Origin of the sequence: Limnohabitans sp. Rim8 (assembly GCF_945901735.1) — a bacterium.
Lineage (GTDB): Bacteria > Pseudomonadota > Gammaproteobacteria > Burkholderiales > Burkholderiaceae_C > Limnohabitans_A.
Window position 1 is genome coordinate 34,390 of sequence record NZ_CAMDLM010000013.1, and the last position, 17,759, is coordinate 52,148.

A 17,759-nucleotide genomic window follows, 5' to 3' on the forward strand; every position below is an offset into this window, starting at 1 on the left:
CGACCTTGAGCGGGCGTGTGAAGATTTTTAACGGGGAGGTTGTGGGAAATTGCGCGAGTCAAAGCACCATAAGGTGCGCCGTGGTGGCGCCGCGTACAGCACTGATCGGAATTCGTTGATCCAGCGTCACCAATCTTCCTTTGTTTTTGACAGCCAATGCCAAGAGGTACAAATCCGTCAATTGTCTCGCGCTGTGTATGTGCCCATGCTGAAACAGCAGAGGATCCAAGAGGCTGATCTCATCGGACCAAAATGCATGGTGATTCGTTCGTGTGGAGTTTTGCAACATGCCGACCAACATCGACAGGGGTTGAGGGCTGCTGTAACCGGGTTGGCCCATGATGCGAAGGCACCCATTTTGGGTCAATGCGCAGGTAGCCCAACCATTTTGAATGTGGTCTTCAAACCATTGCGCAGCGCGAACATGGTGTACGTGATCGCGATCGTGCAACGCAATTAACACATTGACGTCGAACAGGGCGCGCATCAAACGCCCTCGGCATCACGCAAACGTTCGATCAACTCATTGCTAACGACCACGCCCCGTGAAGGCAAGGGCTGAATGCCATATTGGGTCAAGCGCTCTGATACGTGAGGCACGGTTTGAAACACTTGCGGCTGATAGGAACCCACTGCGAATGCTTTACGCGCCAAATCACTCATCACTTGCCCGATTGATTTTTTCTCTCTTTGAGCAATTTCTTTGGCTGCAAAAAGCACATCGTCTGCAATGTCTAAAGTAGTTCGCATTTTGCTTCCTCGTAATATGATGTTTGATGCTAACACATCAAACATCAAACTTGTTTGTTCCCCCCATTTGAATGGAACATGTCTTCGCCTAGGGCTTTAAACCGCAACAAACTCATTCTCCGCCAACCCCGCCACCTCCACGCGCGTCGCAAACACACAGCCTGCTTCCGGGCACAGCGCCAGCTCTTGTGAGCTACGGCCCTGGCGGGAGGTGGTGATGAACAAAGTTTTCAGGTCCGGTCCGCCAAAGCAAGGCATGGTGGGGCAAGGCACTGGGGTTCGCACTTCGGCCAGCACCGCACCGGTGGGTGACAGGCGCAGCAGGCGCTGGCCTTCATATTGGGCGCTCCAGTAGCAGCCCTCGCTGTCCACGGCGGCACCGTCGGGCCGGCCGCCATACTGGGTCCCATGGGGCATCTCGCTGCCCCAAACCCAACCCGCGGGCTTGGGTGTCATGGTGTGGAAAACGCGCCCCGCGCTCAGTTGACCTGAGGCCGCATCAAAGTCAAAGGCACGCACCTGGTGCACGGCGGTGTCGGCCCAATAGGCGGTGCGACCGTCTGGTGACCAGGCCAGGCCGTTGGCCGTCACCACACCGTCCATCATGGCGTGCAGGCCTTGACCGTCCAACATGTAGAGCACGCCCAACGCTTGGTCTTTGGGTTCATACAAACTGCCCGCCCAAAAGCGGCCTTGTGCGTCGCACTTGCCGTCGTTGAAACGCAAACGGGTGGTGTCATAGGGCGCGGCGGCAAGCAACTGCAAGTCGCCACCCCACTCGTGTGCCCGGTAAATGCCATCGCGCAAGGCCATCACCAGACCACCGCCTTTCACAGGCGCAATGCAGCCCGGCTCTTGCGTCAGGGGCCAATACGCCACCGGCCCTTGCCCCTGCAAACCCTGCACCGCCACACGGCCAATGCGCCGCCCGGGGATGTCCACCCAATACAGGCGCTCCTCCTGCGGATGCCAAAACGGTGACTCGCTCAGGCCATCGGGTTCGGTGGTGATGGCGGTCCAGGAAGGGGTCAACATGGCAGGTGGGTGCATGAAATCCATTGTGCCCGAGCGGCCCCCCCAAAGAAAAAGCCCGCAGGGCCTGAGCTCTGCGGGCTGATGAGGGGGTGGCTTGCGCCACCGCTTGCCATGCAAATTGTCTTGACCAGCCTTTAGCCGTGGTAAGCCGACTCGCCGTGCGAGGAGATGTCCAGACCTTCGCGCTCTTCTTCTTCCGTGACGCGCAGACCAATGGTCAGGTCCACGATCTTGAAGGCGACCAGCGAGACCACGCCCGACCAGACAATGGTCAGCAGCACCGCCTTGGCCTGTGTCCACACTTGCCCAGCGATGGAGTAAGCATCGGGTGCGATCATGGCCACCGTGACCCAGTCACCCACAGCGCTGGGGCCACCCAAAGACGGCGAGTTGAACACGCCGGTCAACAGGGCACCGACGATGCCGCCAACGCCGTGCACACCGAACACGTCCAATGAGTCATCTGCGCCCAGCATCTTCTTGAGGCCATTCACACCCCACAGGCAAGCAAAGCCCGCAACGATGCCAATCACCAGACCGCCGCCGATGCCCACGTTGCCAGCGGCCGGTGTGATGGCCACCAAGCCAGCCACTGCACCCGAGGCCGCACCCAGCATGGAGGCTTTGCCGCGCATCATGGCTTCACCCACACACCAGGCCAGCACCGCACCGGCTGTGGCCACCAGCGTGTTGATGAAGGCCAGCGCTGCGAAACCGTTGGCTTCCAGAGCGGAACCGGCGTTGAAACCAAACCAGCCCACCCACAGCAAGGACGCACCCACCATGGTCAAGGTCAGGCTGTGCGGCGCCATGGCTTCACGGCCATAACCCACGCGCTTGCCAATCATGAAGGCACCAACCAAGCCCGCCACAGCGGCGTTGATGTGCACCACGGTGCCGCCTGCGAAGTCAAGCGCACCCCACTGCCAGATCAAACCGGCTTTGCTGGTCATCTCATCGGCCACTTCTTTGGCGGTGTAAGCATCAGGACCCATCCAGAACCAGACCATGTGTGCAATGGGCAGGTAACTGAAGGTGAACCACAGCACCATGAAGGCCAGTACTGCAGAGAACTTGATGCGCTCAGCGAAGGCCCCCACGATCAGTGCGCAAGTGATGCCTGCGAACGTGGCCTGGAAGGCTGCAAACGAGATTTCAGGAATGACCACGCCCTTGCTGAAGGTGGCGGCATTGGCAAAGGTGCCTGCTGCGTTGTCCCAAATGCCTTTCATGAACAAGCGGTCAAAACCACCGATGAAGGCATTGCCTTCGGTGAATGCCAGGCTGTAGCCATAGATGAACCACAGCACGGTGACCATCGAGAAGGTGACCACGACCTGCATCAGCACCGACAGCATGTTTTTGCTGCGCACCAAGCCGCCGTAAAACAGGGCCAGACCGGGAATGACCATCATGATCACCAGGATGGTGGACACCATCATCCAGGCGGTGTCGCCTTTGTTGGGCACCAACACGGGGGCTGCTTCGGCCGCTGCCGGAGCAGCCGTGGCGGCTGCCGGTGCTGCAGCGGGCGCAGCGGCATCGGCCGGTTTGGCTTCGGCCGCTGGGGCCGTTGCGGCGGTGAGAGCGGTTTGTGCGGTGGCCACAGAAGCCGTTCCGAGCAAACCCAATCCCAGACTCAGGCCCAAGGCCAGGGTAGCGAGAAACTTTTTCATTTTCGACTCTCTTTCTTGTCTATCAAAGGGCTTCGCCACCGGTTTCACCGGTACGGATGCGAATCACCTGTTCGAGGTCGTACACAAAGATCTTGCCGTCGCCGATCTTGCCGGTACGGGCACCGGTTTCGATGGCTTCGATGACGCGCTCGACCAGCTCGTCGGAGACGGCAGCTTCGATCTTCACTTTGGGCAAAAAGTCGACCACGTATTCCGCACCACGGTACAGCTCGGTGTGGCCTTTTTGACGACCAAAGCCTTTGACTTCGGTCACGGTGATGCCCTGCACGCCGATGCCCGAGAGTGCTTCACGCACCTCGTCCAGCTTGAAGGGTTTGATGATGGCGGTCACCAGTTTCATGATGGCTCCTTGGTGTTTTGGGGGTGATCAGAGGGCGTATTTCAGGCCGACGACTGCGCCAGTCTTGCCGTTGTATTTGCCCTTCAGCGTGTAAAAATCTTTATCAGCATCGGTCCCAACAACTGCAACGGTGGCAGACAAACCGTTGCCCAGGTCTTTAGCAAGGGTCAATGCGTAATCAGTGTAGGAGCCAGCATCGTTGAGCACATTCTTGATTTTTTGATATCCAATATGTGGCGTCAAAGAAAATCCATTTCCGAGATCTACAGCAGCGCTCAAGTCCAGGTAATAACTGTTTTTGCTGCCAACGTTTCCAAACAAATTAGAGATTGCGTGGGAATACTTGGCTGTAACAACACCAAAAGTAGCGGCTCCATAAACTTCGTTGGTATTGGCATTGGCCCCATAGTTGACGTAGTTGTTGCCTGAATATTCATAGCGCAAAAATCCAACGTCGTAAGACACATCACCTACCGCACCTTTGTAGCCGGCATACAGGTCCAACTCAGTTGAACCTTTGGTGACACCAGGTGTGTCCTTGATCCACTTGATGCTAGAGCCCCAAGCGCCCACATAAAAACCGCTCTTGAGGGCGTAGTCAAAACCGCCTTGCAAAGCAGGCTTGAGGCGCGACTGGGAAATGCCACGGTAACGGTAGTCGCTGACGGCGCCCACGTTGAAAGACAGACTGCTTTCGGGCGCTGCCGCCTGGGCTTGAGCCCAACCACTCACGGAGCCCAAAGCCAAAGCAAGGATTGAAGGAACGAGGATTTTTTTCATGAGGTACTCCAATGAAGTGATAAAGGACCAACCACCCATGCAGGGAGCGTGCCAACCCTCTTTCATCGACTTCTACAAGGGCATTCACCAGTGCTTTTTCAGTCTGTGCATGGTTGAATGGCATCCAAACAACTTACGTGCATCGCGTCTGGCTGCACGAGTACACACCATGCACCAGCATGGGGCATGGAGGGGGATATGAGTCTCAGTTTGGTGCACAGCCGCGCATTGGTCGGTTTGCAAGCGCCGGCCGTCACCGTGGAGGTGCATCTGGCCAATGGCCTGCCCAGCTTCACGCTGGTGGGGCTGGCCGATGTCGAAGTCAAAGAAGCCCGCGAACGGGTGCGCTCGGCCCTGCAAAACAGCGGGCTGGACTTTCCGCACAACCAGCGCATCACCGTCAACCTGGCCCCAGCCGATTTGCCCAAAGACTCGGGCCGTCTGGATTTGCCCATCGCGCTGGGCATCTTGGCGGCCAGTGGACAAATTGACGCGAGCCAACTGGCGGGCTATGAGTTTGCAGGGGAGTTGTCGTTGTCGGGTGAGCTGCGTCCGGTACGCGGCGCACTGGCCATGAGCTTGGTGCTGCGCCGGCAGCAAGTGCGCACCAGGCTGGTCTTGCCACCGGGCAGCGCCGAAGAAGCGGCGCTGGTGCCCGATGCCGAAATTTATCGGGCCAGGCACCTGCTCGATGTGGTCCAGCAGTTTCTGCCGCCCTCTAATGAAGCCCCACCCGAGCCCAGCGACGGCTGGGCCCGCATGGCCGCCACCACGCCCAGTGCCCCGCCGCTCTATGCCGATCTGGGTGATGTGAAAGGCCAGGCGGGCGTGAAACGGGTGCTGGAGATCGCCGCCGCCGGAGGCCATTCGCTGCTCATGGTCGGCCCACCTGGCTCGGGCAAGTCCATGCTGGCGCAACGCTTTGCCGGGTTGCTGCCGCCCATGGCCATCGAAGACGCGCTGGAATCGGCGGCGATTGCCAGTCTGGCCGGGCGTTTTGACCTGACGCGCTGGGCGCAACGCCCCACCAGCCAGCCCCACCACTCGGCCAGCGCGGTGGCACTGGTGGGGGGCGGCTCGCCCCCGCGCCCTGGTGAAATCTCACTGGCGCACCACGGCGTGCTGTTTCTGGACGAGCTGCCCGAATTTCCCCGGGCCGCATTGGAGGCCCTGCGCGAGCCGCTGGAGACCGGCACCATCACCATCGCCCGCGCCGCACGGCGGGCCGAATTTCCGGCGCGCTTTCAGTTGATCGCCGCCATGAACCCCTGCCCTTGCGGTTATTTGGGCAGCACATCACGGGCCTGCCGCTGCACGCCCGACCAAGTCAGCCGTTACCAAGGCAAGCTGAGTGGCCCGCTGCTGGACCGTATTGACTTGCACATCGAAGTGCCCAGCCTGCCCGCGCCCGATTTGCTGAATGCCCCACCTGGCGAAAGCACCGCCACCATCGCGGCACGCAGCCTGGTCGCCCGCGAACTCGCCTTGACACGGCAAGGCTGCACCAACGCTGACCTGCAAGGCCAGGCCATCGACAGCCAATCGCGCCTGGACGACAGTGCCACGGTCTTGCTGCAAAAAGCCGCCGTCAAACTCGGCTGGAGCGGCCGCAGCGTGCACCGCAGCCTCAAAGTCGCCCGCACCATTGCCGACCTGGCGGGCAGCGAGACGATCACGTCAGTGCATGTGGCCGAGGCCGTGCAGTACCGGCGGGTGCTCAGAGAGCAGTAAGGCGGCCTGTTCAAAAGGGCCGCCCTGACCCGGACCATGGCCTCAAACCAAAGACAAACCACCGTCCATCATCAAGGTGTGCCCGGTGACCAGTCCCGAAGCCGATGAGGCCAAAAACATCACCGCGTGCACGATGTCTTCTTCGGTGCCGGTGCGCTTGAGCGGAATGCTTTGCGTCTTGGTGCGGACGTAATCCGGGTTGGCAAACAAGTCCTTCGTCATGCCCGACGGAATGGCCGTGGGGGCCAGCGCATTCACGCGCACCAGCGGTGCCCACTCGACGGCCATCACCTTGGTCATGTGCGAGACCGCCGCTTTCTGGATGCCGTAAGGCGTGCCCTTGCCCGAGACCACCACCCCATTGACGCTGCCGATGTTCACAATGGCCCCGCCGCGCGAACGCATCGGCTCACCGAACACCTGACAGCTGCGGTAAACACCGTTCAGGTTCACATCGGTCAGCGTCATCCAGGTCTCTTCGTCACAATCGGCAAAGTCTGATCGGATTTGCAAGCCATGCGCATTGACCAGCACATCCAGACCTTCGGTCTGCGCCACCTCGGCTTGCACCGCTTGCAGCGAAGCCCGGTCGCGCACATCGGCCACACGGTGCGCCATCTGCGGGTGCGGCTCACCGGCTTCTGCGGGTGACAGGTCCACACTCCAGACCTGCGCACCCAAAGACGCAAAGCCCCGGCAAATCGCTGCCCCCAAGGTGCCGCGCCCGCCCGTCACCAGCACGCGGGCCCCCACCAAATCGCGGTAGGGAAACGCGTAATCGCCACTTGGCGCAAAGTTGCCCAAAACCGCCATGGCTCAGTCCACCGTGGCGCCGGAAATCTTCACACCCTCGGCCCACATCTCAATTTGTCGCGTCACAAACTGGCGAAACTCATCTGGCTTGTTGCCCACCACAGTGCTGCCCAAGTCGTTCATTTTTTGTGCCACATCGGCTTGCTTGAGCGCGTCGGCCAAGTCCAGCGCCAGCTTGTCCAACACGGGTTTAGGTGTGCCCTTGGGCGCAAAAAACCCGGCCCAGGGCGCAGCGTTGAAATTGGCAAAACCTTGCTCGGCCACCGTTTTGTAATCAGGCGCACCGGGGGCCCGCTGAGGCGTGGTGATGGCGATCATCTTGAGCTTGCCCGCTTTCAAATGCTGCTGGACCGCTGGCAAACCGGTGACGCCCACCATCAAGGTGCCGCCCAGCAAGTCGGTGATCATGGGCGTGCTGCCCTTGTAAGGGATGTGGGTCAGTTGCACATTGGCCCTGGCTTTCAGGATTTCCATGCCCAGGTGCGAGGCCGTGCCGTTGCCGTCCGAGCCATAGGAAAATTTTCCAGGTTCTTTCTTGAGCAAGGCGATCAACTCGGGCAGGGTGTTGGCGGGCACCTGCGGGTTGACCACAATCGCGTTCGGGTAGATCGTGGCCTGCGTCAAAGGCTCGAAATCGTTCAACGGGTGGTAGGGCATCTTCTTGTACAAGGAGATGTTGATCGAATGCGATCCGGTCACGCCCAACACGATGTTGTAACCATCCGGTGCCGATTTGGCCACCAAGTCCGAGCCCACGTTGCCGCCCGCACCCGCCTTGTTGTCAATGACCACAGGCTGCCCCCATTTGGTGCTGAGTTTTTCGGCCACCACGCGGGCCGTGATGTCGGTCGCGCCGCCGGGCGGGAAAGGCACAACGATGCGCACCGGCTTGTTCGGAAAGTCGGTGGTCTGCGCCGCCAAAGGTCCGGCCAGCCAGGCCGTGGCCAGCACAGCGGTCATGGCAAGGGTTTTCTTCAACATGGGGTTTTCTCCTGAGGTGAATTCCAAAACGGAAACGGCTGGGTGTCCAACGGAGCGTGCAGCAATTGCGCGGCCCAGTCAGCGGTTTTCGCGGCAGGCAAGCTGCCCTCGCAGTAACTCAAAAATTTGTCCATCAAGGCCTCTTCGGTGAAAGGCATTTGTGCATCCCCGGGCACGGCCGTCACTTCGTGTTCGTGCCGACTGCCGTCTTGGCAGGCGATCAACAGCCGTGCGCCGCGCAGGCCCTGCTGCGTCCAGGGTGCGTCTACTTGCACCTGCACCTTGGCTTCCAGCGCACGCAGAGCAGGGTCTTGAAACTGCGGTTCGCGGTAAACCCAGGGGTCCAGTCGGCCCCAACGCAACATGGCGGCCAGACCAAAACTCAGTGAGAACTGCGCCTGCAAAGGCGTTTGGGGTGCCCGGTTGCCACAGTAAATGGTGGCTTCTTCATAAATTTGCAGCACCACGGCGTCCACCGTGTCCAGATCGATCGCGGCCCGCAACGCCACGGCCGCCAAGGCGCCGTAATGCACATGGCGCACCGCCGCATAGGGCTTGAAGTAGGCCTTCAGCAATTGAAAGTCCGGTGCATCGTCAAAAGCCACGGGCGGTTTGCCCAGACCAACGCGTGCGTATTCGGCCACCGAACCAGCGGGCGCGGTGATGCCACTGGCCACCGCCAGCGCGGCACTTTGCCCCAGTTGCGCCGCATGGCCCAGATAGGTGTTGCGTGCGGTGTCGCCCGATCGCACCGGCCAATACAAACTCATGGGCAACTGGCAAGCGGCCATGTTCACGGCCTGCACGATTTGAGCGGGCGTCAGGCCCAGCGCATGGGCCACCGCAGCGGCTGCGCCCAAGGCTGGCCAGTTGCCGTCCACATGCATGCCCGGGTTGATGCGCAAGCTGGCCCCCATGTGGGCACCGATTTCGTAGCCCACCACCAACGATTTCAGGAACTGCCCATAGGTCAGCCGCGACGCCATGGGCAACAAGGCCGCCAAAGCCGCCACACCCGGTCGGCCGTGGGCGCCTGCATGGCCCTCACAGGCTTCGTCCCAGCATGCGGCCATGGCCAAGATCAGCGCAGCGTTTGCTGCAGACAGACCCGGGCCGCCAGGCTTCAGACGAAAGTTGCCCGGATCTGCCGCGGCCGCGCGCTGCGCCAGTTCGGTCACGGGCCCTGCGCGCAAGCCCGCCGTGATGCAGCCCAGGGTGTCGAGCACCAGCCGACGGGCGTGGGTGTGCAACGCCGGGTGTGCGTTCAGATCGACCCCGTGCAAACGCTGCAAAACCGAGAGCAATTGAGCATCCATAACTTGTCCACTTTGATCGCACTCTAATGCGTGTTGCGCCCCGAGTGGCGCACCGATGCGACAGCTTTTTTGAACCGATGCCCGCAAGATGAAGAACCGGGGGGGTGACAGGTTCACGATAATGTGCCCATGCGGAATTCACCTGGCCAATCCATGAGAGCTTTAAATTTGGGCCCTTTCAGCTTCTGGCTGTCGCTGCCCCAGCTCATCACCTGGGGCAGTGTTTTCTATACCTTCTCGCTGTTGATGACGCCGCTCGAAGCCGAGCTGGGCATGACGCGCGCTGATTCGTCTCTGGCCTTCAGCTTGTCACTGCTGGCCGAGGGTTTGATGGCCTATAGAGTGGGGCGCTGGATCGATGCGGGGCGGGAGCGCTGGGTCATGACGCTGGGCTCCTTGTGGGTGGGTGTGGGCCTGGTCGGTCACAGTTTCGTGACCACGGTTGCGGGGTTTTATGCCGCCTGGATCTGGCTGGGCTTGGGCATGGCGGCCACGCTTTACACACCGGTGTTTGCGTTGGTCACACGCCGCTTTCCGCAGGACTTTCGCCGCGCCATCATCACGCTCACGTTTTTGGGCGGACTGGCCAGCACGGTGTTCATTCCGTTGTTTGCTTGGTGGATGGATCTGTGGGGTTGGCGCCAAGCCCTGTGGGCTCTGGCGGCGATGCAATTCTTGATTTGTGCGCCGCTGCACGCCTGGTTGCTGCAAGGCGCGCCGCTCAAGGTTCTGGAGACCACTTCGCACGGCGCGGTGCAACCGGCCTCGGTGCGCGAACACCTGCGCAACGCGCCGTTTTGGCTCTTGGCGCTGTTCATGGTGCTCACCATGTCGGTCACCTCGGCCTTGCCCGCGCACATGATCGCCTTGCTGCAAGAGTCGGGCTTGTCACCCACCTGGGTGATCGCCATTCCGGCGGCCATCGGGGTGATCCAGGTGCTGGGGCGTCTGGTGCTGTTTGTGTTCGAGCGTTACTGGGACGTTCACGCCGCCAACCGCTGGATTCCCACGCTGATCCCGGCGGGCGTGCTGGCCTTGCTGATCGGCGGGCTCAGCCCGCTGGCCTCGCTGGTGTTTGTGCTGTTGTATGGCCTGGGCAATGGCATGAACACCATCGTCAAGGGCACGGCCATGGCGCAGTACGTCAGCCGCCAGCATGTCGGGCAGCTCAACGGCCTGCTGGGTCTGCCGATTGCGCTGGCCCGCGCTGGTGCGCCTTTGACGCTGGGTTTGATGTGGTCTCCCGAGCTTGGCTATACCCTGGCGTTGTGGTGGTTACTGATAGCCAGCTTGGTCGGCACCGCCGCGCTGTGGGCGGCTCAAATTTACGCACGCAATGCACAGCACTGAACCGTGCATCCAGATGGCCTTATATCTTCAAGAGCATATATAACCAACTAAAAAATCGTTCCCATGTCTGAAGGGGGTGGCCACAATCTGGCCATCTTTTGTTCATCTCCTTCTGGAAACGACCCATGAAACACTTCTCTGCTTTGCTCCTGGCCTGGACGGCCGCCAGCTTCAGCGCCAGCGCCCTGGCAACTCAACCCCTGCTCAGCCCTGCCGAATTGCAAGCCAAGCTGTCAGACGCCAACCTGCGCGTGATCGACATCCGCGACCCCAAATCGTACGCGGCCAACCACATCCCCGGCGCATTGAATGCGCCCTATGGCACCTGGCGCGGCCCGGCCAACAACCCCGGCGAACTGCCAGCCCTGCCCAAGCTGACCACCTTGGTGCAAAGCCTGGGCCTGACCCCCAGCACCCACGCCGTGATCGTCTCCAGCGGCGCAGACGCCACCGACTTCGGCGCCTCGGCGCGGGTTTACTGGACGCTCAAGGTTTTGGGTCTGAAAGAGCTGTCGGTGCTCAACGGCGGCGTGAAAGGCTGGACCACGGCCGGTTTGCCGCAAAACAACCAAGCCGTGAAAGTCGCGGCCAGCAACTTTCAGCCGCAAATTGACAAGAGCTTGGTGGCCACCAAAGAAGAGCTGGTGGCCCGCGTGAAGTCGGGCGACGCCGCCCTGATCGACGCACGCCCGGCTGAATTCTTCAAAGGCGACACACGCCACGTGGCCGCCAGCGTGCCCGGTACCTTGCAGGGCGCGGTGAACGTGGAGCACGACAAATGGTTTGCACCCGGCACCTCCACTTTTGTGAGCACAGACCAAGCCCAAAAAGTGGCCGCGTCCAGCCCCATCGACCCGGCCAAAGAGACCGTGTCGTTTTGCAACACCGGCCACTGGGCGGCGACCAACTGGTTTGCCATGTCCGAAGTGCTGGGCCAGAAAAATGTGAAGCTGTATGCGGGCTCGATGGTCGAGTGGTCCAAAGACCCCAACGGTCTTCCCATGGCCAACGTGCCCAGCCGCCCCAAACAGTTGCTGATCGACGCCAAATTCTGGGCCGAGAAAACCTTCAAATAAACTCAGATCATGAAACGCCTTCCTTTAGCGGCCTTGCTGGCCGCTTTTTTCATCTTTTTAGCCCTGTCGGTGTCCATCCGACAGGCGGTGTTGATGCTGGTGGGCGTGGGCATGGGCGCGGTTTTGGCCGGAGCCCGATTTGGCTTCACCACCGGATGGCGGCAACTGATTGAGCAGCGCAACCCGCAAGGCGTGGCCGGGCAGGTGCTGCTGCTGGCGCTGGCCAGCTTGGCAGCCCTGCCGCTGCTGGGGCAGTTTTCTGAATTGCAAGCTGCTTTGGGGCCCCCCAGCGTGAGCCTACTGGTGGGCGCATTCGTGTTCGGGCTGACCATGCAAATTGCCGACGGCTGCGGCTCGGGCACTTTGTACAAAGCCGGCCTGGGCGTGCCGCTCAACATGGGTATCTTGCCGCTGTTTGCCTTGGGCAGTTTTATGGGCTCGGTGCATCTGGACAGCTGGGTGTCGCTGGGCCAAATGGCTCCGGTCAGCTTGTCGGCCGAATACGGCACAGGCAACGCATTGGCCCTGACGCTGGCTTTGCTGGCCGCCGTGCTGGTCGCAGTGCGCCTGTGGGTGGGCGCGGGCCAAACCTGGCTGGACAAACGCTGGCTTTGGGGTGCCGTGGCGCTGGCGGTGCTCGCCACACTCAACTTGCTGCTGGCGGGCCAGCCTTGGGGCGTGGTGTACGGCTTTGGGCTTTGGGCCGCCAAGGTGTCGGTGGCGCTGGGCGCTTTTGAGCCTACGGCCAACGCGTTTTGGGGCCAGGCGGGCAACGCGCAGCGCCTGACACAAACCGTGTTCATGGACGTGACCACCATCACCAACATCGGCATCTTGGGCGGTGCGCTGTGGGTTTCGGCCAAAGCCTCGACCCACAGCACGCCTTTGACCACCCAGCAATGGGTGATTGGCTTGGTCGCCGGGTTCGTCATGGGCTACAGCTCGCGCTTGGCCTTTGGTTGCAACATCGGCGCCATGCTCAGCGGCATCTCCACCGGCAGCTTGCACGGCTGGATCTGGGTGCCTCTGGCTTTTGCAGGCACGTTGATCGGTGTGCGCGTGCGCCGCCATTACCAATTTTGAAGGAGGCCGCATGAGCAACACGCACAAATTACAAGCGGTTTTCTGGCTCGGCTTGGCTGCCTTTTTGAGCTGGGACTTCATGGTCTCGGCCCCGGTGGACCTGCGCAACGAACCACCGCTGATCGCTGCGGGTTCAGGTCAGGCCACCACTGGCGGGCATTGTTCGATGGCCAAGTGAGCCGTCGTCCCTCAGCGCCGTAATGGCTTGACCGGTCACAGATTGAACGCTACCATTCCTTACCTTTTCGTAAGGAATAAGCATGCTCTCCACCTTGACCAGCAAAGCGCAAATCACGCTGCCCAAAGATGTTCGCCTGATGCTTCAACTGGAGCCCGGCGACAAGGTGGCATTTGTGCCGCAGGCCAATGGCCAAATTGTGGTGAGCAAAGCTTCCAAGGCCTCCTTTGCCAACTTGCGCGGCTTGCTGCCAGCGCCTGCCCTGGCGCGCACGGTCGAAGAAATGAACCAGGCCATCGAAGCGCAGGCCAGCGGCACGCCTTTGCTTGCTCGCAAAACCCGCAAGCCATGAGATGCTGGCCGTCGACACCAACGTCCTCGTTCGCCTGATCACCAACGACGAGCCCAAGCAAGCTCTGCGCGCGCAGCAAGCCTTGGACGCCGAGCTGAATGCAGGCCGGGAATGCATGGTCGGGCACATTGTGGTGTGCGAAGTGATGTGGGTTCTGAAGGGGCTCTACGCTTATTCACAGGTGCAATGTCAGGCCACTTTAGCGGCCCTGCTTGCTTTTCCAGGCCTGCGCTTCGAGGCCATACCGGTATTGTTATCGGCCGCCAAAGCCTGGCAAAACCAGGGTGGGGACTTCGCAGACCACCTGATCGGGGCTCAAATGCAGTCCTTGGGGTGCGAGGCCGTGCTGACCTTCGACAAGCGGGCCAGCAAAGCGGGCACACACCGGGCTGTGTAGGTCAGCCGCTGGGTGCGTGGCACGGCAAACTTTGTGCCGTGAGACCGCACCGCCCGAGGTCAGGCAGCCCTTGGCCACCGCAGGCCTGGCCAGTACCAATTTTCGCCTTCAATACTGGGCTCTTGCACAAATGGTCACGCAACACACCGTTGGTGGGTGCAACTTACATCCTGGCGAACTTCTTGGCACCGGCATAATTTCAGGTCCGACGCCCACTGAGGTCAAGGCCATTGTGGAAGTGAGCCAGGGCGTCTCTTTCGCATTTGACTTGCTAGTCACCGGCGAGCAACGTTGCTTTTTCTAGAGGATGGCGACAATGTCATCTTGCGCGGATGGTGCGAAAAACTCGGCGCAACGCACGTAGGTTTCGGTCGCTGTCACGGCAAAATTTTGCCTGCCATCCTTGGCTTAAATTCAATCGCTTGACCCCGTTCATTCAGCGCGTCAACCAACGACGCGCCGCAAAGCTCAGCGCATCCACACACGCCACCATGAGCAGCATCGAGCCCAAAATCGTGGCGGTCTTGTTCATGTGGAACAGGCCCATGTGGAAGGACAGCAATTGGCCCAGGCCCCCCGCGCCCACGACCCCCAACACGGCGGCGGCGCGGATGTTGTTTTCCCAGCGGTACAGCGTGTAGCTCATGAGTTGAGGCAAGACCTGGGGCAAGGTGGCGTAAAAGAACACGCGCAGCGGTCCCACGCCTTGGGTGCGCAGGGCGTCGCCGGGGCCGGTGGGGATGTTCTCCATGGCCTCGGCAAACAAACGGCCCAGCACACCACCGGTGTGCAGGGCCAGCGCCAAAGTGCCCGCCATGGGCCCGAGGCCCGCCGAAATCAAGAGCAATGCGGCCCACACCAACTCAGGAATGGCGCGCAGGGCATTGAGCAACCAACGCGTGGGGCTGCGCAACCAAGCCGAATCTTGGGCGGACATGCGGCTGGCGGGCACGGCCAGCGCCAAGCCCAGCACCGCCGCTATGACGGTGCCCAGCGCCGACATGGCCAAGGTTTCCCAAGCGGCCCAGGCCACTTTGTTCACAAAAACCGGCGACAGATCGGGCGGGAAAAATTCGGCCACAAAGCGGCCCATGCTGCGCGCAGCTTCTATGGACGCAAAAGACGCCCAGTCCAGGTCCAGCGAGACAAAACTGGCCACCACCAAGACCAGCAAAGCCAAAGTGAACCAGCAGGCATTGCAGCGGGCGTCAAACAAAGGGGGTGGCAACTTGTAGGGCAAGTTGGCGGCTTCGCGATGGGGGGTCCTCATGCCAACGCCTTTCTTAACCAGGCGCTCACGCGGTCGGCCAGGGCCACCAGCGCGATGAAGACCAGCAGCATGGTGGCCACTTCGCCGCCATTGAACATTTTCATGGAATTGTCCAACTGCTGGCCCAAGCCGCCCGCACCCACAAAGCCGAGCACCACCGAGGAGCGGATCGCGCATTCCCAGCGGTACACGGTGTACGACGCCAGCTCGGCCGCATGGCTGGGCAGCAGCGCATAGACAAAAGCCTGCAGGCGGCCGCTGCCGTTGCGCATCAGGTTTTGGGTGGCGTGGCTCTCGCCGCTTTCCAGAATCTCGGCATAGACCTTACCCAGCATGCCGCCATAGGTCAGGGCAATGGCCAGCACGCCTGCCGTGGGCCCCAAGCCCACCACGCGCACGAAGACCAGCGCCCAAATCAACTCCGGAATGCTGCGCAGCACAATCAAGGTGGCACGCACCAGCCAACGCAGCACCGCAGGCAAACGGTCCATGCGGCCCGACAACGCCGACAGCGACAAGACCCGCGTGGCCAATAAGCTCAAGGGCACGGCCAGCACCAGCGCCAGCGTGACGCCCGCCGTGGCCATGGCCACGGTGCGCCAAGTCTCACGCACCACCATGTCCATGAACTCGGCGTTGTACACCAGCGGCCAAAAGGTGGCCAAAAACTGAGCCGTCACTTGGCGGTTCTCAGGCTCCCACAGCACCCACAAACGGAATTCGGTGGCCACGCCCAGTGGCCAGAGCAGCACCAAAGCCAGGCTCAACCAAAACACGCGCCTGAAAAAGGCCGGGTCGCGGGCAGGCGCATCCAGGCGAGGCCGGGCCTTAGGCAGGTGTGAAACAGAAGCGGTCATCTTGAACAAGGCGCAGCAAGCCACTGCGTCAACGGCAGTGCATCACCACAGGCGCGGACTGGGTTGGAGCGACTTCTGGTGAGGGCATGAGCGGGGCTTCGCCACGCAACTCGTGCTCGTACTGGTCGTACAAATGCGCCAAGCGCTCGGGGCTGACTTGTGCAGAAGGCAAGTCAAACACCATCTGACCATCGCGCAGCCCAATGATGCGCGGGAAGTGCGCCAGCGCCATATCCACCTGGTGCAAAGTGGCCACCAAGGTGACTTGGCGCTCGGCGGCCAAACCCACCAAGGCCGTCATGGCCATGCGGGCGCGCATCGGGTCGAGCGCCGACAGCGGCTCATCAATCAGCCACAGGCTGGCCGGGGCCAACAAGGCGCGGGCCAGGCCCACGCGCTGGCGCTCACCGCCCGACAGGCGGTCCACGCGGTCAAACAATTTGTCGCCCAAGTCAAAGTGCACCAGCGCTTCGTATGCGGCCGGGATGTCGGTGGGGTAGAACAGCGAACGCAAACTGGCCCACAAGCCCATGGCGGGCAATCGCCCAGCCAGCACCGAGGTCACCACGCGTTGGCGGGGGGGGAGCGGCGGCACCTGCGGGGCCAAAAACAACTGGCCGCGCAAATGGCGCAGCGCGCCAGCCGATTGCATCCAGGGGTTCACGCCCGACAGCTGCAGCGTGCCCTGGGTGGGCCGCTGCGCGCAGGCCAACACCTGCAGCAAAGTCGTCTTGCCCGCGCCCGATGGGCCAATGATGGCCACTTGTTCGCCTGCGCTCAAGCGCAGGTCCAACGCCCGCAAAGCCGCTGGCGCGCCAGGCAAGGCGGCCGGGTGGCGCGCCTCCAAGGCCGAGAGTTCGATCTTCACCGCTAAGCTGCTCAAGCTTTACAGCAAGCCCGCGCTGCGCGCAGCCGACTCCAAGCCCTTGTAGTTTTCGGGCGTGGTGGAGATGTAGCGGGTCGAGCGGTTGAGCTTCAGGATTTCGGCATGCTCGGGGTTGGCGGGGTTCAGGGCCAACAAGGCGGTCTTGATTTTTTCGCGCAAATCGGCCGGCATGTCGGCATGCACCGACCAGTTGTAATTGAAGTAAGGCGGGGTGGTGAAGAACACGTTCACGTCTTGCGTGTTGACCTTGTTCTCGGACACGAACTTGCGCCAGACGGTGATGTCCAGCGCCGCTGCGTCAACCTTGCCGCTGACCACCGAGGCGATGGTGGCGTCGTGCGCGCCGCTGTAGGCGATGCGTTTGAAGTCTTTTTCAGGGTCGATGTTGGCTTGCAGCAAGAAGCTGCGCGGCATCAGGTGGCCCGAGGTGCTGCTTTGCGAGCCGAACGACACTTGCTTGCCCTTCATGTCGGCCAAGGATTTGATGCCCGAGTTGGTCTTGGCGATGAACACCGACTGGAATTTGGTGTCTTCTTCGCGCTGCGCCAGAGGCACGATCTTACCGCCCGAGCGGATGCTGGCTTGCACAAAAGTGAAGCCACCGAACCAGACCACGTCGACCTTCTTGTTCACCAACGACTCCACCGCAGCGGGGTAATCGGTCACGGGGGTGAACTGCACCTTCATGCCCAATTGTTTTTCCAGGTAAGTGGCCAAGGGCGTGAATTTGCGCACCTGCTCGGTGGCCGCTTCTTCGGGGATGGTGGTCACGCGCAGCGTGGTTTGCGCACTGGCGTGGGTCATGGCGGACAAGGCCAGCAAACCCATGCAAGCGGTGGACAGGATTTTGGTGAGGAGGGTGTGGAT

20 protein-coding genes are annotated in these 17,759 nt (G+C 61.3%); 7 read left to right on the forward strand and 13 right to left on the reverse strand.

Annotated features, from left to right (window positions below):
* Positions 1-58: 58 nt before the first annotated feature.
* The 6 genes from Q0O99_RS08340 to Q0O99_RS08365 all read right to left on the reverse strand — a co-directional run bounded on the left by Q0O99_RS08340 (position 59) and on the right by Q0O99_RS08365 (position 4,602).
* Positions 59-487 carry a TA system VapC family ribonuclease toxin gene (locus tag Q0O99_RS08340; RefSeq protein WP_293750363.1) on the reverse strand — a complete coding sequence of 143 codons (429 nt, stop codon included), beginning with the start codon at positions 485-487 and terminating at the stop codon, positions 59-61.
* The gene (locus Q0O99_RS08345) at positions 487-750 is read right to left on the reverse strand and encodes a CopG family transcriptional regulator (protein ID WP_293750364.1); all 264 of its coding nucleotides are present in this window, start codon (positions 748-750) and stop codon (positions 487-489) included. The genes Q0O99_RS08340 and Q0O99_RS08345 overlap by 1 nt, the downstream gene beginning before the upstream one ends.
* A 96-nt stretch (positions 751-846) precedes the next feature.
* Entirely contained in the window at positions 847-1,785 is a 939-nt protein-coding gene (locus Q0O99_RS08350; protein ID WP_293750365.1) for an SMP-30/gluconolactonase/LRE family protein, read from the reverse strand.
* Between the two features lie 134 nt (positions 1,786-1,919).
* Positions 1,920-3,461 (reverse strand): ammonium transporter, encoded by a 1,542-nt coding sequence (locus Q0O99_RS08355; RefSeq protein WP_293750367.1) that lies wholly within the window; start codon positions 3,459-3,461, stop codon positions 1,920-1,922.
* A gap of 22 nt (positions 3,462-3,483) precedes the next feature.
* Positions 3,484-3,822: a P-II family nitrogen regulator gene (glnK, locus tag Q0O99_RS08360; protein WP_293750369.1), complete on the reverse strand. Its 339-nt coding sequence runs from the start codon at positions 3,820-3,822 to the stop codon at positions 3,484-3,486.
* A 27-nt stretch (positions 3,823-3,849) separates the two neighbouring features.
* Positions 3,850-4,602: a TorF family putative porin gene (locus Q0O99_RS08365; protein WP_293750371.1), complete on the reverse strand. Its 753-nt coding sequence runs from the start codon at positions 4,600-4,602 to the stop codon at positions 3,850-3,852.
* A gap of 198 nt (positions 4,603-4,800) precedes the next feature.
* On the opposite strand from Q0O99_RS08365, the gene Q0O99_RS08370 reads away from it, so the two are divergent.
* Complete coding sequence (locus Q0O99_RS08370; protein WP_293750373.1) at positions 4,801-6,333, forward strand: YifB family Mg chelatase-like AAA ATPase; 1,533 nt, start codon at positions 4,801-4,803, stop codon at positions 6,331-6,333.
* 42 nt (positions 6,334-6,375) lie between these two features.
* On the opposite strand, the gene Q0O99_RS08375 is transcribed toward Q0O99_RS08370, so the two are convergent.
* From Q0O99_RS08375 to Q0O99_RS08385, 3 genes are read right to left on the reverse strand one after another with little or no spacing between them, the layout of a single operon-like run.
* Entirely contained in the window at positions 6,376-7,146 is a 771-nt protein-coding gene (locus tag Q0O99_RS08375; RefSeq protein ID WP_293750374.1) for an SDR family oxidoreductase, read from the reverse strand.
* A 3-nt stretch (positions 7,147-7,149) separates the two neighbouring features.
* A complete protein-coding gene (locus Q0O99_RS08380) occupies positions 7,150-8,127 on the reverse strand; it encodes a tripartite tricarboxylate transporter substrate binding protein (protein ID WP_293750376.1) in 978 nt (325 codons plus the stop codon).
* Positions 8,121-9,443: an MmgE/PrpD family protein gene (locus Q0O99_RS08385; protein WP_293750378.1), complete on the reverse strand. Its 1,323-nt coding sequence runs from the start codon at positions 9,441-9,443 to the stop codon at positions 8,121-8,123. The genes Q0O99_RS08380 and Q0O99_RS08385 overlap by 7 nt, the downstream gene beginning before the upstream one ends.
* Positions 9,444-9,596: 153 nt before the next feature.
* Here Q0O99_RS08385 and Q0O99_RS08390 point away from each other — a divergent pair, with 153 nt between their 5' ends.
* The 6 genes from Q0O99_RS08390 (at position 9,597) to Q0O99_RS08415 (ending at position 13,879) form a co-directional block, all read left to right on the forward strand.
* Positions 9,597-10,793: an MFS transporter gene (locus Q0O99_RS08390; protein ID WP_293750380.1), complete on the forward strand. Its 1,197-nt coding sequence runs from the start codon at positions 9,597-9,599 to the stop codon at positions 10,791-10,793.
* Positions 10,794-10,918: 125 nt separating this feature from the next.
* Positions 10,919-11,869: a sulfurtransferase gene (locus Q0O99_RS08395; protein ID WP_293750382.1), complete on the forward strand. Its 951-nt coding sequence runs from the start codon at positions 10,919-10,921 to the stop codon at positions 11,867-11,869.
* 9 nt (positions 11,870-11,878) lie between these two features.
* Complete coding sequence (locus Q0O99_RS08400; protein WP_293750384.1) at positions 11,879-12,952, forward strand: YeeE/YedE thiosulfate transporter family protein; 1,074 nt, start codon at positions 11,879-11,881, stop codon at positions 12,950-12,952.
* A 10-nt stretch (positions 12,953-12,962) separates the two neighbouring features.
* The gene (locus tag Q0O99_RS08405; RefSeq protein WP_293750386.1) at positions 12,963-13,130 is read left to right on the forward strand and encodes a hypothetical protein; all 168 of its coding nucleotides are present in this window, start codon (positions 12,963-12,965) and stop codon (positions 13,128-13,130) included.
* An 82-nt stretch (positions 13,131-13,212) separates the two neighbouring features.
* Positions 13,213-13,482, forward strand: a complete 270-nt coding sequence (locus Q0O99_RS08410) for an AbrB/MazE/SpoVT family DNA-binding domain-containing protein (RefSeq protein WP_293750388.1) — start codon at positions 13,213-13,215, stop codon at positions 13,480-13,482.
* A gap of 1 nt (position 13,483) precedes the next feature.
* A complete protein-coding gene (locus Q0O99_RS08415) occupies positions 13,484-13,879 on the forward strand; it encodes a PIN domain-containing protein (RefSeq protein ID WP_293750390.1) in 396 nt (131 codons plus the stop codon).
* Between the two features lie 436 nt (positions 13,880-14,315).
* On the opposite strand, the gene phnE is transcribed toward Q0O99_RS08415, so the two are convergent.
* The 4 genes from phnE to Q0O99_RS08435 are packed head-to-tail and all read right to left on the reverse strand — an operon-like array spanning position 14,316 to position 17,720.
* Positions 14,316-15,149 carry a phosphonate ABC transporter, permease protein PhnE gene (phnE, locus tag Q0O99_RS08420; RefSeq protein WP_293750392.1) on the reverse strand — a complete coding sequence of 278 codons (834 nt, stop codon included), beginning with the start codon at positions 15,147-15,149 and terminating at the stop codon, positions 14,316-14,318.
* Positions 15,146-16,006, reverse strand: coding sequence for an ABC transporter permease (locus Q0O99_RS08425; RefSeq protein ID WP_293750394.1), 861 nt, complete (start codon positions 16,004-16,006; stop codon positions 15,146-15,148). Before Q0O99_RS08425 ends, phnE begins: the two co-directional genes overlap by 4 nt.
* A 28-nt stretch (positions 16,007-16,034) precedes the next feature.
* Positions 16,035-16,874, reverse strand: coding sequence for a phosphonate ABC transporter ATP-binding protein (locus Q0O99_RS08430; protein ID WP_293750475.1), 840 nt, complete (start codon positions 16,872-16,874; stop codon positions 16,035-16,037).
* Between the two features lie 18 nt (positions 16,875-16,892).
* On the reverse strand, positions 16,893-17,720 hold the full coding sequence (locus Q0O99_RS08435; RefSeq protein ID WP_293750477.1) for a putative selenate ABC transporter substrate-binding protein: 828 nt from the start codon (positions 17,718-17,720) through the stop codon (positions 16,893-16,895).
* Between the last annotated feature and the right edge of the window lie 39 nt (positions 17,721-17,759).